This is a genomic window from Stenotrophomonas indicatrix (genome assembly GCA_041545745.1).
Taxonomy (GTDB): domain Bacteria; phylum Pseudomonadota; class Gammaproteobacteria; order Xanthomonadales; family Xanthomonadaceae; genus Stenotrophomonas; species Stenotrophomonas indicatrix_A.
The window spans coordinates 3346702-3360820 of the sequence record CP168152.1 but is presented as its reverse complement, the minus strand read 5'-3'; the positions used below and the strand labels follow the sequence as shown (position 1 = coordinate 3360820).

Annotated in this window: 14 protein-coding genes; 9 read left to right on the top strand and 5 right to left on the bottom strand. The window is 67.5% G+C overall.

Going from position 1 to position 14119, the window contains the following annotated elements:
* The first annotated feature begins 61 nt into the window (after window positions 1-61).
* Window positions 62-1396 (top strand): 23S rRNA (uracil(1939)-C(5))-methyltransferase RlmD, encoded by a 1335-nt coding sequence (rlmD, locus tag ACEF39_RS15455; RefSeq protein ID WP_500285681.1) that lies wholly within the window; start codon window positions 62-64, stop codon window positions 1394-1396.
* A gap of 60 nt (window positions 1397-1456) precedes the next feature.
* On the opposite strand, the gene ACEF39_RS15450 is transcribed toward rlmD, so the two are convergent.
* Window positions 1457-2077: a hypothetical protein gene (locus ACEF39_RS15450; RefSeq protein WP_500285680.1), complete on the bottom strand. Its 621-nt coding sequence runs from the start codon at window positions 2075-2077 to the stop codon at window positions 1457-1459.
* A 93-nt stretch (window positions 2078-2170) separates the two neighbouring features.
* Between ACEF39_RS15450 and ACEF39_RS15445 the strand changes: the two genes are divergently transcribed.
* The 8 genes from ACEF39_RS15445 (at window position 2171) to ACEF39_RS15410 (ending at window position 8388) form a co-directional block, all read left to right on the top strand.
* Window positions 2171-2656, top strand: coding sequence for a CYTH domain-containing protein (locus ACEF39_RS15445; RefSeq protein ID WP_500285679.1), 486 nt, complete (start codon window positions 2171-2173; stop codon window positions 2654-2656).
* Between the two features lie 86 nt (window positions 2657-2742).
* Complete coding sequence (locus ACEF39_RS15440; protein WP_500285678.1) at window positions 2743-3447, top strand: DsbA family oxidoreductase; 705 nt, start codon at window positions 2743-2745, stop codon at window positions 3445-3447.
* Between the two features lie 162 nt (window positions 3448-3609).
* A complete protein-coding gene (nagZ, locus tag ACEF39_RS15435) occupies window positions 3610-4617 on the top strand; it encodes a beta-N-acetylhexosaminidase (RefSeq protein ID WP_500285677.1) in 1008 nt (335 codons plus the stop codon).
* A complete protein-coding gene (locus tag ACEF39_RS15430; RefSeq protein WP_025879180.1) occupies window positions 4617-5171 on the top strand; it encodes a hypoxanthine-guanine phosphoribosyltransferase in 555 nt (184 codons plus the stop codon). The genes nagZ and ACEF39_RS15430 overlap by 1 nt, the downstream gene beginning before the upstream one ends.
* An 81-nt stretch (window positions 5172-5252) precedes the next feature.
* Window positions 5253-5999 (top strand): S-methyl-5'-thioinosine phosphorylase, encoded by a 747-nt coding sequence (locus tag ACEF39_RS15425; protein WP_099818943.1) that lies wholly within the window; start codon window positions 5253-5255, stop codon window positions 5997-5999.
* An 88-nt stretch (window positions 6000-6087) separates the two neighbouring features.
* Window positions 6088-6294: a transcription antiterminator/RNA stability regulator CspE gene (gene cspE / locus ACEF39_RS15420; RefSeq protein ID WP_019183439.1), complete on the top strand. Its 207-nt coding sequence runs from the start codon at window positions 6088-6090 to the stop codon at window positions 6292-6294.
* Between the two features lie 377 nt (window positions 6295-6671).
* A complete protein-coding gene (locus tag ACEF39_RS15415) occupies window positions 6672-7940 on the top strand; it encodes an FAD-dependent oxidoreductase (RefSeq protein ID WP_500285676.1) in 1269 nt (422 codons plus the stop codon).
* Window positions 7941-8118: 178 nt separating this feature from the next.
* Window positions 8119-8388 (top strand): hypothetical protein, encoded by a 270-nt coding sequence (locus ACEF39_RS15410; RefSeq protein WP_500288037.1) that lies wholly within the window; start codon window positions 8119-8121, stop codon window positions 8386-8388.
* 34 nt (window positions 8389-8422) lie between these two features.
* Here ACEF39_RS15410 and pdeM read toward each other — a convergent pair whose 3' ends face one another.
* The 4 genes from pdeM to ACEF39_RS15390 are packed head-to-tail and all read right to left on the bottom strand — an operon-like array spanning window position 8423 to window position 14112.
* Window positions 8423-9064, bottom strand: coding sequence for a ligase-associated DNA damage response endonuclease PdeM (pdeM, locus tag ACEF39_RS15405; protein ID WP_500285675.1), 642 nt, complete (start codon window positions 9062-9064; stop codon window positions 8423-8425).
* The gene (locus tag ACEF39_RS15400; protein WP_500285674.1) at window positions 9054-11513 is read right to left on the bottom strand and encodes a ligase-associated DNA damage response DEXH box helicase; all 2460 of its coding nucleotides are present in this window, start codon (window positions 11511-11513) and stop codon (window positions 9054-9056) included. The genes pdeM and ACEF39_RS15400 overlap by 11 nt, the downstream gene beginning before the upstream one ends.
* Window positions 11510-13117 carry an ATP-dependent DNA ligase gene (locus ACEF39_RS15395; RefSeq protein ID WP_500285673.1) on the bottom strand — a complete coding sequence of 536 codons (1608 nt, stop codon included), beginning with the start codon at window positions 13115-13117 and terminating at the stop codon, window positions 11510-11512. The genes ACEF39_RS15400 and ACEF39_RS15395 overlap by 4 nt, the downstream gene beginning before the upstream one ends.
* Entirely contained in the window at window positions 13114-14112 is a 999-nt protein-coding gene (locus tag ACEF39_RS15390) for a ligase-associated DNA damage response exonuclease (protein WP_500285672.1), read from the bottom strand. Before ACEF39_RS15390 ends, ACEF39_RS15395 begins: the two co-directional genes overlap by 4 nt.
* Window positions 14113-14119 lie beyond the last annotated feature (7 nt).

Sequence of the window (14119 nt, the reverse complement as noted above, 5' to 3'; positions counted from 1 at the left end):
GGCCCTGCTGGTCAGGATCTGCGACAATACGCCCCCACTTTTGCCCGCAGCCTGTTGCCACGTGGCCCGATCCCGCTCCCGCATCGACCGTACTCCCTTCCAGACCGAGATCCTCGACCTCAGCCATGATGGTCGCGGTGTTGCCCGCCGTGAAGGCGAGGGCGGCAAGGTCACCTTCATCAGCGGCGCCCTGCCGGGCGAAGTGGTGATGGCCGAACAGACCGCCCGCAGCCGCCACTTCGATGAGGCGCGCACGGTGGAAGTGCTGCAGGCCTCGCCGCAGCGGGTGACCCCCAAGTGCCCGCATTTCGGCACCTGCGCCGGCTGCGTGCTGCAGCACCTGGACGAAGACCAGCAGATCGTCGCCAAGCAGCGCGTGCTGATGGACAACCTGGAGCGCATCGGCCATGTGAAGCCGGGCACCGTGCTGCCGCCGCTGGTGGGTGACAGCTGGGGCTACCGCCGCAAGGGCCGGTTCTCGGTGCGCCGGGTCGAGAAGAAGGACAAGACCCTGGTCGGCTTCCGCGAGCAGGACCCGCGCTTCGTCGCGGACCTGCAGCAGTGCCTGACCGTGATTCCGGAAATCGGCACCAAGGTGGAGGTGCTGTCGACCTTCATCGAATCGCTGGACGGCAAGCGCGACATCCCGCAGATCGAGTTCATCGCCGGTGACCAGGCGGTGGTGCTGACCGTGCGCCACCTGCAGCCGCTGAGTGGCGCCGATCGCGCAGCCTGGGCGGCCTTTGGCCAACAGCAGGGCTTTGTCATCTACCTGCAGTCGGGCGGCGTGGATACCGTGCAGCCGCTGGACGGGCAGGGCGTGGCGCTGTCGTTCCGGCTGGCGCCGTGGGATGTCGAACTGGCGTTCCGTCCGCTGGATTTCATCCAGGTCAATGCCAAGCTCAACGAGAAGATGATCGCCCACGCGCTGGACCTGCTTGAACCGGGTGCCGACGAGCGCGTGCTGGACCTGTTCTGTGGCCTGGGCAACTTCACCCTGCCGCTGGCACGCAAGGTGCGCGAAGTGGTGGGCGTGGAAGGTGATGCCGGGCTGGTGGCGCGTGCGCGCGAGAACGCCGAGCACAACGGACTGGCCAATGCGCAGTTCTACAGCGCCGACCTGACCCAGGACCAGCGCAGCACGCCGTGGATGCGCCAGGGCTTCGACAAGCTGCTGCTGGATCCGCCGCGTTCGGGCGCCATCGAAGTGCTGCAGCAGCTGCCGTTGAAGCAGTTCAAGCGCATCGTCTATGTCAGCTGCCATCCAGGCTCGCTGGCCCGCGATGCCGGTTACCTGGTCAACGAACAGGGCTTCACCCTGGTCAGCGCCGGTGCGATGGACATGTTCCCGCATACCGCGCACGTGGAAAGCATCGCGGTGTTCGAAAAACGTTGATGCCTGCGGCGCCGGGGGCTGCCCGGCGCCTGCCTTGCCGTTTGCACGGAAGCAACGCGGTCAGTCGCCCGGGGCGTTCTGCCACTGGCCGTCCACGCGCACGAAGGCCATGGACTGCTCGCCTTGCTCGTTGCCATCGCCCGCGCGCACCGTGCATTCGATGACGGCCCTGTCGCTGGCAACGTCGCAGCTCCTCACTTCCTGCACCTGCAAGGTGCCGGCCGCCTGCTCGTAGCGTGCGCGCAGGGTGGGGTCGGCCTGCTGCTGCGCCTGTACGGCGATCCGTTCCCGCAGCAGGGCCTGCACCCGATCCTTCGGCGGCGCCGGAACGGGGACATCGCGCTGGTCAGGCAGGGTCCACACGCCGCCCACCAGAGCCAACCGCAGCAGCTGCGGTCGCGAATTGATGCCTGCGCTGGCGGTGGCGATGCAATCGACGGCGTCGCCGGCCTCGGCGGGCGCGCAGCTGTCCAGGGCTTGCAGGCGGGGCCGGAAGGTCTCGGCAACCAGGCGGCTGCTGTCGCTGGCGGGGCGATCGGCAATGGCCTGATCGAACATCCGGTCCATCGCAGCCTGTGCCTGCTGCAGCGATGGCATCGCCGTTGATGCGGCATTGGCGGCCACACACGGCAGCAGTGCCGACAGGACAAGACAGCGGCGAAGACGACGGGGAAGTGTCATGAGCGACCATTCCTTGGTTGGGGGCCGCGCAGTGTAGTCGTGCCTGTCGCTGCGCCGATAGGCAGCGTCTGGCGTGAGTCGCATACTGTGCCCATGGGCATCGAAATCGAACGCAAATTCCTCGTCACGCATGATGGGTGGCGCACCGCCGCGCACCGGGTCATTCCGATGGCGCAGGGCTACATCAGCGATCTGGGGGCGCTCGACCGCGGCACCCAGAACGCCTCGGTGCGGGTCCGCATCGAAGGCGACAAGGCCGCCCTGAACCTGAAGTCGCGAACCTTGGGCCATACCCGGCAGGAGTTCGACTACCCGATTCCAGTGCAGGATGCGCGCGACCTGCTGGCGCTGTGCGTCGGCGGCCTGATCGACAAGCGCCGGCACCTGGTCCAGCACGCCGGCCTGACCTGGGAAGTGGACGAGTTCCTTGGCGACAACGCCGGCCTGGTGGTGGCCGAAGTCGAGCTCGACAGCGCTGACCAAGCGATCGACCTGCCGGACTGGATCGGCGCCGAAGTGACCGACGACGCGCGCTACTACAACGTGGCATTGGCCAATAATCCCTATTCACAGTGGTGAAGGCCTGGAACAGGGGCGAAGGGAGTAGCGACTTGATTTCCCTCCGTCCCCTTTTTTCGGCGGCGAGCAGGCCACATGTCGCAGTGATGAGAATCGACATCTACTCCGACGTGGTCTGCCCTTGGTGCTGGATCGGCAAGCGTCGCTTCCAGCAGGGTGTGCAGTTGCTGGGCGCCGACGCGCCTGAACTTGAAATCCACTGGCAGCCGTTCCAGCTCGACCCGGATGCGGACGCCACCCCGGTGCCGCTGCGGGAAGCCTATGTGCGCAAGTTCGGCGGTGCCGAGCGCACCGAGCAGATTCTTGGCCAGACCCAGACCACCGCGCGGGCCGAGGGCCTGCCGATGGACTTCAGCCAGGGCCAGGTGCGGGTAACCACGCTGCCGGCGCATCGCCTGCTGTGGCTGGCTGGCCAGCATGGCGCGCAGGAGGCGGTCGGCGAGGCGCTGTTCCGGGCGCACTTCGAGCATGGACGGAATCTGGCCGACCCGGCGGTGCTGGTCGAGGCCGGCGCCGCAGGTGGTCTGGGCGGAGATGAGATCCAGCAGATGCTGGCCGGCGATCGTGGCCTGGCCGAAGTGGAAGCGGGCCTGGCGCAGGCCCATGCCCTGGGTATTTCCTCGGTGCCCACCTTCGTCATCGACGGCCGCTGGGCTGTTTCCGGCGCCCAGCCCCCGGAAGCCTTCGCCAACGCCCTGCGCCAGATTGCTGCCGAGCAGGCGGGGCAGGGCGCGCAGGATGCCCCGGATGGCAGCGGCGGCGCCTGCGGCGCGGACGGCTGCAAGGTCTGACCGGACCGCAAAAGGGGACGGAGGGGATTAAGTCGTATTCGGCACCAGTGGGTCGATTGCGCGTTAATCCCCTCCGTCCCCTTTTTTCACCACTGCGCCTGTTGGCCGGTTCTGCGACAATGCGGCACTGCGCCATGCGGGCGCCCGTTGTGGAGATCGACCATGCTGCTGATCGGCGTTGCCGGTACTGAACTGACCGCCCAGGAACGTGACTGGCTGCAGCACGATGCTGTGGCCGGGGTGGTGCTGTTCAAGCGCAACTTCGCTTCGCGGCAGCAGGTGACCGAACTGTCGGCGGCAATCCGCGCTGCCGTACCGCGTCCGCAGTTGATCTGCGTGGACCAGGAAGGGGGGCGCGTGCAGCGCTTCCGCGAGGGCTTCAGCGAGCTGCCGCCGCTGCAGGACATTGGTGTCCAGTACGCCAAGGACCCCGACGCTGCACTGGCGCTTGCCGAGCAGCACGCCTGGCTGATGGCCAGTGAAGTGCGTGCCAGCGGTGTGGACCTGAGCTTCGCGCCGGTGGTTGACCTTGGCCGTGGCAATCGCGCCATCGGCAACCGTGCCTTCAGTGAAGACCCGCAGGTCGTGGCCGCATTCACCGCCGCCTACGTGCGTGGCATGCATGCGGTCGGCATGGCCGCCACCCTCAAGCATTTCCCCGGCCATGGCACCGTGCTGGAAGACACCCATGTGGACACCGCGATCGATCCGCGCGCGCTGGACGAGCTGCGCGCACAGGATCTGGTCCCGTTCGCGGCCGGTATCGCCGCCGGCGCCGATGCAGTGATGATGGCGCACGTGATCTATCCGCAGGTCGCGCCGGAACCCGCTGGCTACTCGCCGCGCTGGATCCAGCAGATCCTGCGTGACGAGCTCGGCTTCCGCGGCGTGGTGTTCTCCGATGACATCGGCATGGCCGCCTCGCACAGCGCCGGCGGCGTGCCGGCGCGCGTGCACGCGCACCTGGATGCCGGCTGCGATGTGGTGCTGGTCTGCCACCCGGAACTGGTCGATGAAGCCCTGCACGCGGTGCAGGGACGCTCCCTCAATACCGCTGCGCTGCTGGGCCTGCTCGGCCGCGGCGCGCTTGGCTGGGATGGCCTGCTGGCCGATGCCCGCCATGGCGACACCCAATCCCGTCTGCTTCAAACCCTTGGAAGAACCGTCTGATGCCGAACCTCACCATTTCCCAGGCCCTGGCCCAAGCTGACCTGCTGGTCGACCGTCCCACCATCGACAAGGCCATTGCCGGCATCGCCGACGCCATCGCGCGCGATTACCAGGGCGAGGTGCCGCTGTTCCTGTCGATCATGCATGGTGCGCTTCCGTTCGCAGGCCAGCTGGCACTGGAGCTGGGCGCGCGCGGCCAGGACGTGCAGTTCGATTACCTGCACGCCACCCGTTACCGCGGCGAGACCACCGGTGGCGACCTGGTGTGGAAGCACAAGCCGGCCACCGCGCTGTTCGGCCGTCGCGTGCTGCTGGTCGATGACATCCTCGACGAGGGTTACACCCTGCAGGGCGTGCGCACCTGGTGCCTGGAGCAGGGCGCGACCGACGTGCGCATTGCCGCGATGACCGTGAAGAAGCACGATCGCGCGCTGCCGGACGTCACCGCCGACTACGCCGGCATCGAACTGCCGGATCGCTACGTGTTCGGTTTCGGCATGGACGTCAACGAAACCCTGCGCTGCGTGCCGGCCATCTACGCGATGAAGGAATAACAACGCGGCCGACTGCGGCCTGCGTTTCCTGTCGCCGGCATCCTCGGGTGCCGGCGTTCTTTTTTCTCTGGAGTGCTTTTCATGCAACAGATCGCCCTGGCCGTGATTGGCGGCACCGGTGTGTACAACCTGGCCAAGCTTGACGACGTGCAGACCCACGAAGTCTCGACCCGTTTCGGACAGCCGTCCGGCCCGGTGCGGGTCGGGACATTGCTCGGTCATCGCGTGGCTTTCCTGGCGCGCCACGGTGAAGGTCATTCGCTGCCGCCGCACAAGATCAACTACCGCGCCAACCTGGCCGCGCTGCAGCAGATCGGTGCGCAACGGGTGTTGGCACTGAATACCGTGGGTGGCATCGGTGACGATTTCGGTCCGCGCGTGCTGGCCTGTCCGGATCAGGTAATCGATTACACCTGGGGTCGTATCAGCACGATCTGCGAAGAAGAAGGCACCGACGTGGTGCACGTCGACTTCGGCCATCCGTACACGCCGATGCTGCGCAGCAAGATCCTGGCGGCGGCGAAGGTGACCGGTGTGAAGGTCCACGACGGCGGTTGCTACGGCGCAACGCAGGGCCCGCGGCTGGAAACCATCGCCGAAATCGCGCGCATGCGCCGCGATGGCTGCGACCTGGTAGGCATGACCGGCATGCCCGAAGCGGCGCTGGCACGCGAGCTGGGGCTGGATTACGCCTGCCTGGCGATCGTTGCCAACTGGGCTGCCGGGTGCGGTGACGGCGAGGAAATCACCATGGCCGAAGTACTGGCCAATGTGCAGGCCGCCAGCAACGGACTTCCGGAACTGGTCGGCGAATTGGCGCGGGGGTGATTGTCTTCGCGTAACAAGCTTTGCATACTCAGCTTGTGCGCGGGTTCAGCGTACACCACCCATTCATTGCATAAGGTCACGCATCACCATGCCGAACGGTACCGTCAAGTGGTTCAACGACGCCAAGGGATTTGGCTTCATCTCGCCGGAGGACGGCAGCGCCGACGTCTTCGCGCACTTCTCCGCGATCAACTCCAAGGGCTTCCGCAGTCTGCAGGAAGGCCAGAAGGTCACCTACGACGTGACCCAGGGCCCGAAGGGCGCCCAGGCCTCGAACATCGTTCCGGCCGAGTGATCCACTCGATAGTGCGTTGAGAACCCCGCTTCGGCGGGGTTTTTTTTGCGGGCCGTGAAGATGCTCTTGCTGCGGGAGCGCCTGTCCCTGCGTGCGAATGTCCCCCGGCGCCGGCCTACGGCCATCGCCTCCTCCTTTACTTCGCACGCAAGGACAGGCACTCCCGTTGCGGAATCGCGCGCGCCAACAGAGGCCATGAAAGCCGAGCGCCGCCACCACTGCCGGCTCTCCTGCGAAGTAAAGGAGGAGGCAGCCGCGCAGAGGCTGCCGGGGGACATTCGCAGGAGAGACGGCAGTGGTGGCGGAGCCCGATGCAAATCTGCTCGGAAGAGGAGGCGGTCGATGTACCACCCCTGCGCCGATGGCACAATGCGGGCATGACGGAACGACTGCGCATCGCCGTAATTGGATACGGCACCGCTGGCCAGGCATTGGCCATCCTGCTCACCCGTGACGGCCACGAGGTGGAGATCTTCGAACGCGTGCCGACGCCAGGGCCGGTGGGCGCAGGGTTCCTGCTGCAGCCCAGCGGACTGCAGGTGCTGTGGCAGATGGGCCTGCTCGATGCCGTGCGTGGCTACGCCATGCCGGTGCGCCGGCTGTATGGTGATACCCCGTGCGAGCGCGCGGTGATGGACATGGGCTATGACGGCCTGGATGCGCGCCTGCACGGCCTGGGCATGCAGCGCGGGGCGTTGTTCTCGGTGCTGGACAAAGCGCGTGAAGGCGCCGGCGAACTGCATGTGGGTACGACCGTCGTCGAGGTCGATCACCAGCAGGGGCGCTTGCGCGACAGCGACGGCCGCACGCATGGACCGTTCGATCTGGTGGTTGCCGCCGACGGCGCTGCATCCACGCTGCGCAACGGTATCGAAGGCGGCGCGGCGCTGGATCGGGTGTACCCCTGGGGCGCGCTGTGGTGCCTGTTGCCGGCCGAAGACTGGCCGCACATGCAGCAGCTGCGGCAGCGCTACGTCGCCGCGCGCAAGATGATCGGCCTGCTGCCGGTCGGTACCCGTCCGGGTGACGATACGCCTCGCCTGAGCTTCTTCTGGAGCCTGCCGCGCGCGGATTTCGAGCGCTGGCAGGGCGACGGCATGGCGCCCTGGCTGGAAGAACTGCATGCGCTGTGGCCACAGGCGGGCGCGCGCTTCGCCCATCTGCAGGACGCTGGGCAACTGGCACGGGCGGTGTACCGCGATGCCGTGATGAAGCGTTGGCACCAGGGCCGGCTGGTACTGGTCGGTGATGCAGCACACGCGATGAGCCCGCAGCTGGGGCAGGGCGTGAACATGGCGCTGCTGGATGCGCTGGCACTGCGCGACGCGTTGCGCACCCATGGTGGCCGTGAACCGGCATTGCAGGCCTATCAGGCGCAACGGCGCGCGCATGTGGCGGTCTATCAACGCTGGAGCCGCTGGCTGACGCCGTTGTTCCAGTCCGATCGCGATGCGTGGGCGAAGGCGCGCGACGTGCTGCTGGGGCCGATGGGACGATTGCCTGGCGGGCGCGGACACATGCTGCGCGTGCTCAGCGGAACCCAGCACGGGTGGCTGGGCGCGTTGCCGCTCGATCCCGCATTCATCGAGGCGCTTGCCGCTGCGCCCGTGCCGGTACCGGGCGTGGCGATGCCGGCCATCGCGTGAAGCTCTTCGTCAGGTCACTTAACGATTGCCTCACCCCGTTTATGCGACAAGAGATGAGCACGCGGCAGCCGCGTCGCCCGCTTTCCTTTTCGTGATCGATCATCGCGTGGCCCGGGTGGCGCCGCCGTCGCTGCCTGCTGCGGCCCGGATGCGCCGCACGATGCACGAGGAGGACGCCATGTTGTTCGCGGTCGAGAAGCTGGAATCGGAAATCTGCAAGCTGCGCGGTCTGCTGCGGATGCTGCACGAGGACCAGCCCGACGTACTGGAAGATGTGTTCGAGTTCCATGTCGGCAATTTGATCAGCCACGCATCACCGGAAAGCCACGACCATATCCGCGCCTGCGCCCACGAGATGCTGGTGGCGATACAGGCACTGCCGCGCCACGCTGACGAGGAAGCGCCGGATTTCAGCCTGATGCCCGGGATCGTCGCCCGCCCGTCGTAATTGCAGGCCAGGCCTCGACGCAGGCCTCGACGAATCAGCGAACCGGCAGCGGCACCACGCTGTCTTCCACACAGGCGAGCAGCTGTTCGCCCGGTGCCAGTACAGGCACGACACCGGCGGTGAATGCCGAGAATGCCGGCAGGATGGTGATGCCCTTGCGCAGCCAGAACGCGGGAAAGCGTCGACGCAGCGCCGGCAACGCAACCTGCGGGTGCACATGGCCGGCCAGGACGTGCGCGGAGGCATCGGCCAGCGGCTCGTGCCGCAGCAGGAACGGCCCCAAGCGTGCGTCGTCATGCATCTGTACCTGCAGCGCTGCCTTCGGCAGATCACGATCGTGATTGCCGCGCACCACGTGGATGTCCAGGGCCGCGTGCTGCTCGCGCCAACCGAGCCATTGCTGATACCAAGCTGCGCGATGCACCGGGCCATGCAGGACGTCGCCGAGGATCCATAGTTGCTGGCACTGGCGCATGGTTACCATGTCCTGCAGGCGCTGCAGGTCATTGCCAGTGCCGCCCGACGGCAGGGCGATTCCCGCACGCCGGAACACGTCCGCCTTGCCCAGGTGCAGGTCGGCGATCAACAGCGTGCGACGCGCCGGCCACAGCAGCGCCCGACCGCCCAGCAGCAGCATCGACTCACCGCCCAGCTGCAGCGGCAGATCAGCGGCCATGGCGGCGCTCCAGCTGCTGCGCAGCACGCTGCACGCGCGTGCGCCAGTCTTCATTGCTGAACTGCCCACGCAGGCGTTCGGCCCACAGCGGGAATGCCAGCGGGGTCAGTGACGATGGCTGCTGCAGCGACAACGAACGCGTGGCGATGCCTGCCAGCACCTGCTGCAGCCCGGGCAGATCCAGGCTGTCGTGCAGTACTTCCTGCTCGGCCAGTGCCAGCAGCAGATGTTCCGGATCGTGCTCGCGCAGCACGTCATGCAGCAGTCCGGCGGAGGCCTGCAGTTGGCGCAGCGAGCGCGGCATGCCGCCAGGCAGGCTGGGTACCAGCAGGCCCGCCACGCGCGCGATGCCGCGGAACTGGCGGCGTGCCAGCTCGCCCAGGTTCACCGCTTCGCGCAGGTCCTGCAGCAGGTCGCCAGCGTCCAGCATCGCGCGCCAGTCTGGTTCCTGCAGATCCAGCGGCGTGGCTGGAGCGAGCACCAGGCCATGGTCATTCACTGCATAGCCGATGCTGTTGCGTTGCCGACGGGTGCAGCGCAGGGCCAGCAGCGCGGCCAGCGCTTCATGCACATGGCGGCCCGCAAAGGGATAGACGAACAGAAACTGGCCTTCGCGTCGGCGCACGTCTTCCACCAGCAGGTGGCCGGGCGATGGCGGCGCAGACAGCTGCGACTGCAATGCCAGCAGCGGCGCAAGCCACCGCGACTCCGCGCTCTGGTCGGCGCCTGACAGCACCTTTTCCAGTTCGCGGCCCAAGGGCATCGACAGTGGCAACTGCCCACCTTGCCAGCGCGGCACCACACCATCACCACCACCGCGCGCCATGCGCACGAACGCAGTCATGTCGCGCAGCTGCACCAGTTCCAGCAGCCGCCCTGCAAACTGGAAGCGGTCGCCGCGGCGCAGGCGGCTGGCGAACTGCTCTTCCACCGCGCCCAGGCTGCCGCCACGCAGGAACTGCACGCGCACGCTGCCGTCGCTGCTGATGGTGCCGATCGACAGCCGATGGCGCAGCGCCTGGCGGCGACCGGGCATGCGGTAGATGCCATCGGCATCGCGTACCACCTTGTGGAACTCCGGATACCGGGACAATGCACGTCCGCCCTGTACGATGAAATCGAGCACGGCATTCCACTGTGCGTCCTCCAGCGCGGCGAAGGCATGCGTGCCACGGACCTGTTCCAGCAGTGCATCGGCGTTGAAGCCGCCCGCCAGCGCGCGGCTGACCGCGTGCTGGGCCAATACGTCCAGCGACAACGTTGGAGGACGTCGCGCTTCGATCACACCGTCATGCAACGCGCGTCGGGCCGCCGCGTACTCGGCCAGTTCCAGCGCATGGCTGGGAATGCACAGTATTTCGCCACTGGCACCGGGCCGATGGCGCGCACGCCCGGCGCGCTGGCGCAGGCGGGCCACCCCCTTCGGACTGCCCAGCTGCAGCACCTGGTCCACTTCCGGAAAGTCCACGCCCAGATCCAGACTGGACGTGGCGACCACGCACCGCAGCGTGCCCGCACGCAATCCGTCTTCAACCTGCTGGCGCAGCGCGGGATCCAATGAGCCGTGGTGCAGGGCGAGCGTGCCGGCATCCTCCGGCCACACCGCTGCGAGGGCCTGGTGCCACAGTTCCGCCTGTGCACGCGTATTGGTGAAAAACAGGCTGCTGCGTGCGCGGAACACTGCATCGAGCACGCGCGGAAGCTGGGAAAGACCGAGATGCCCGGCCCATGGAAAGCGTTCGCCGGGTTCGGGCAGCAGGCTGCGGATCGTTACCGGCCGCTGCCGGGCACCTTCCACGATGGGTGACTGTGGCCGGTGTGGCAGCAGTACGTCGCGTGCCTGCGGCAGGTTGCCCAATGTGGCCGACAGCCCCCACAGCTGCATCGCGGGCGCCGCCGCACGCAGCAGCGCCAGGTTCAACTGCAGCAGCACGCCGCGCTTGTTGCCCAGCAGTTCGTGCCATTCGTCCACCACCACGCAGCGCAGCCTGCGCATGCGCTCGAGGGTGTCGGGATAGCTGAGCAGCAGCGCCAGCGATTCCGGTGTGGTCACCAGCACGTCGATGCGACCTTCACGCGCCAGGCGCCTGTCGCGAGTGCTGGCATCGCCGCTGCGCAACCCCACGCGCCAACCCAGGCCAAGGCCGTCGATCGGCGCCTGCAGCGCACGTGCGGTATCGCTGGCCAGCGCCCGCAGCGGTGTCACCCACAGCACCTGCAGCGGGCGTACCGCGCTGGCGCGACGTGGTGCGGGGGGCGGGTCGAGCATCGTCTGCAGCAAGGGGCCGCCGAACATGGCAAGCGTCTTGCCGCTGCCGGTGGGGGTATGCAGCAGGCCCGATTCGCCAGCCAGGTAGTGGCGCCACATCACGCGCTGGAAGGGCAGGGCGCGCCAGCCGCGGCTTCCGAACCAGTCGTTCAGGCGCTGCAGCGCATCGCTGCGCTTCATCGCGCCAGCGCCTGCAGCTGGGCCAGATGGTCGGCTTCGGCAGCCGGCTTGTCGTGGCGCCAGCGCAGGATGCGTGGAAAGCGTACGGCGATGCCGGATTTGTGGCGCGCGCTACGGTTGACCGCTTCGAAGCCGAGTTCGAACACCTGCTCGGCACTGACGCTGCGCACCGGGCCGAAGCGTTCGCGGGTATTCGCGCGGATCCAGCGGTCGAGGGCGAGGATCTCCTTGTCGTCCAACCCGGAATAGGCCTTGGCCACTGGAACCAGTGTCTCGCCGTCCCAGACCCCGAAGGTGTAGTCGGTGTAGAGCGTGCTGCGCCGGCCATGGCCTGCCTGCGCATACAGCAGTACGGCATCGATGGTGAGCGGCTCGACCTTCCACTTCCACCAGTCGCCACGACGACGCCCGGACTGGTACATCGAGTCGCGGCGCTTCAGCATCAGCCCTTCCACGCCGCGATCGCGCGATGCTTCGCGCAGCTGCGCGGCATGCTGCCAATCGTCGGCGGGTACCTCGGGCGACAGCTGGATGCGCGGATCGCCGAGCGCGCCGACCACCTCGGCCAACTGCGCGCGCCGTTGCTGCAGTGGCAGCGCACGCAGGTCCTGACCGTCGCGTTCAAGCAGATCGTAGGCGAGTACGCGCACAGGCGTGTTGCGCAGGGTGGCGGCGCCCGGCTTGCGGCGCTGGATGCGGGTCTGCAGCGCGGTGAATGCACGCGGCAGATTGTCGGCGTCGTCCCATGCCAGCAGCTCGCCATCGAGCACGCAGCCATCGGGCAGCGATGCTGCGGCCTGCTCGATCTCCGGGAAGCGACCGTCCAGCCGTTCTTCGCCGCGCGACCACAAGGCCACCTCGCCCTGGCGCCGCAGCAGCTGCAGGCGGATGCCATCCCATTTCCATTCCAACAGCCAGTTGCTGATCTCGCCCAGTCGCTCGGTGGGCTCACCTTCCAGCGGCGAGGCCAGAAAGAATGGATAGGGCTGCTGGCGATCGGTCGGCAGTTCTTCGGCAGACAACAAAGTGGCCAGCAGGCCAGGGGAAGGCACCCAGTCGCCTAGCATGCGTTGGGCGATGCGGGCGATGTCCAGCCCGGACCACTCGGCCAATGCCTGCTGCACCACGCGCTGCGATACGCCAACGCGCAGTGCGCCGGTCAGCAGCTTGTTGAAGACCAGGCGTTCGGCCGATGCAAGCTGTCGCCAGCCCTCGACTACAGCGGCACGACGCACGGGCTCCGGCTGGTTGGCGACGGCAAGCAGGTGCTGTTCGATCCAGTCGGCCAGAGGGCGATCCTCGCCTTCGCTGGCAGGATCATCCAGCAGCAGCGTGAGCGTTTCCGCAAGGTCGCCGACCTGCGCGTAGCTGTCCTCGACCAGCCATGGCGGCAGGCCGGATTCTTCGGCGATCCACGCCCGCAGTTCGCCACTGCCTGCGATCTTGCGGCGCGCGCCGCCCACCTTGCCACCACTGAGCAGGTACAGCGCCCACGCTGCGTCGTGCGGACGTGCGTGCTGGAAGTAGTCGATCAGCGCCGCGCGCTTGTCCAGCGTCGCCGTGCTGCGATCCAGCCGCTGGTACAGCGCGGCGAAGGCCTTCATTCCTCGCCTCCGAAATCGGTGCGGAAGGCTTCGGCGGCAATGCCGCGTTCGCGCAGATACGGAATAAGCGCATCGGTGTTGCCGTGGGTGGCGATGATCCTCCGTGCGCCGGTCTGCGTGATGGTCTGCAGCAGCGCCGGCCAATCGGCATGGTCGGAGATCACGAAGCCGCGGTCGACGTTGCGGCGCCGACGATTGCCGCGCAACTGCATCCAGCCCGAGGCGAAACCGAGCTGGTGGCGACCGAACCGGCGCAGCCAGGGCGTGCCGGCGGCCGAGGGCGGCGCCAGGATCAGCTGGCCTGCGGCATCGGCCTGACGTCCCTGTTCGGCAACCGTGAGCGTTTCGAGCATGGGTACGCCGGCCTGCCGATAGACGGCGACGCCGTTGGCGATAGCGCCATGCAGCCACGCAGGCTGGTCATCCACCGCGCGCAGCTCGGCAAGCACGCGTTGCGCCTTGCCCAGCGCGTAGCAGAGCAGCACGGCCGCTTCCCCCCGCAGCGCGCACTCGCGACGCCAGGCGGCGATCTCTGCCGCCACGGCGCGTGTATCGGGCCAGCGATAGATCGGCAGCGCAAAGGTCGCTTCGGTGATGAAGGTATCGCAGGGCACCACTTCGAACGGGGCGCAGGTGGGGTCGGGCTGACGCTTGTAGTCGCCCGACGCCACCCAGACCTGCTCACCGTCGTCGATGCGTACCTGCGACGAGCCGAGCACGTGGCCGGCCGGATGCAGCGATACCTGCACCCGGCCCAGCGCGAACGGCACGCCCTCGGCATGCGCGTGCAGCGGCACATCGCCCAGGCGCCAGTGCAGGATCGGCACGCTGCCGGTGCTGCAGTGGTATTCGCCCATGCCGGGTCGCGCATGGTCGCCATGGCCATGGGTGATGACCGCGCGCGGTACTGGCCGCCAGGGATCGATATGGAAATCGCCTGCCGCGCAGTACAGGCCTTCCGGCCGCAGTACCACCAGATCGTCATTGCCTGCCATGCCATCA